The organism is Pseudooceanicola lipolyticus, from assembly GCF_002786325.1.
In the GTDB taxonomy this organism is placed as follows: Bacteria; Pseudomonadota; Alphaproteobacteria; order Rhodobacterales; family Rhodobacteraceae; genus Pseudooceanicola_C; species Pseudooceanicola_C lipolyticus.
In genome coordinates this window covers 1-906 of the sequence record NZ_PGTB01000389.1, presented here as the reverse complement: position 1 = coordinate 906, position 906 = coordinate 1, and the positions used below count along the sequence as shown (strand labels likewise).

At 70.5% G+C, this 906-nt stretch carries 1 protein-coding gene; it reads right to left on the bottom strand.

The genetic code is table 11. The annotated features are described in order from the left end of the window. Positions 1-773 (bottom strand): cache domain-containing protein (locus tag CVM52_RS26145; RefSeq protein ID WP_306372794.1); only part of this gene is annotated, 773 nt, incomplete at its 3' end. Positions 774-906: the final 133 nt, after the last annotated feature.

Here is a 906-nt window from a genome sequence, read left to right as displayed (position 1 = left end):
CCCAGCTCGGCGCCCGCCGGCAACAGCGGCGCCGCCTGGTCCAGCTGGGCGCGGGAATACAGCCGCGACGAGGCCAGCCGCGCCCGGGCATCCTCGGGCAGCGGCGTCAGCGGGCGATACCGCCAGTCCGGCTGCGACGACAGGAACACCACATCGTCGCGGTCGGTCACAGCTATATACTGCCCGGTCTCGGCCCAGGCCTTTTCGATCGGGCGCAGGTCGATCTTGACCACCATCACGCCGCTCAGCCCGGTGGCCGGATCGTCCACCCGGGTCGAGATGAAATAGCCCGGCTCGCCGGTGGTGACGCCGATGGCATAGACCGCGCCGCTGCCGGTGTCGCGCGCCTCGGTGAAATAGGGGCGAAAGCCGTAGTTATGCCCGACATAGCTGTCCGGCTCGCTCCAGTTCGACGCGGCCAGCGTCAGGCCGCTGTCGTCCATCAGGTACAGCTGTTCCGCCCCGGTCTGCGCGGTGATGCGCTCCAGGTAACGGTTGGCCGCCTCGATGGCCTGGGGCGCCTCGGGCCGGCTCAGCGCGGCGCGGATGCGGGCATCCTCGCCGGCGACCTGCGGCAAATAGCGAAACCGGTCGATCTCGGTCTGGATCGCGCGGTGGCTGACCAGAAGGCTCTGTTCCAGGTCCTGCCGCAACTGCCCCAGCATCACCTGCCAGGCCAGCGCGCCGCACAGCAGCGCGCCGATGGTGACCAGCACCAGCCGCAACCGCCAGGTTGGGCCGATGCGGCGCAGAAAGGCGGAACGGCGGAACATGGGCCGGGCTATCCCCTTTTTGCGCCGTCGGGGCAAGGCGCGATCTGCACCGGCCGGCCCGCCACCGCGCCAAGATCAACGCAGGTCTCGGCGCACAGCCGCCAGGCCGAGCCGGTCTGCCCCGAGGCGGCCA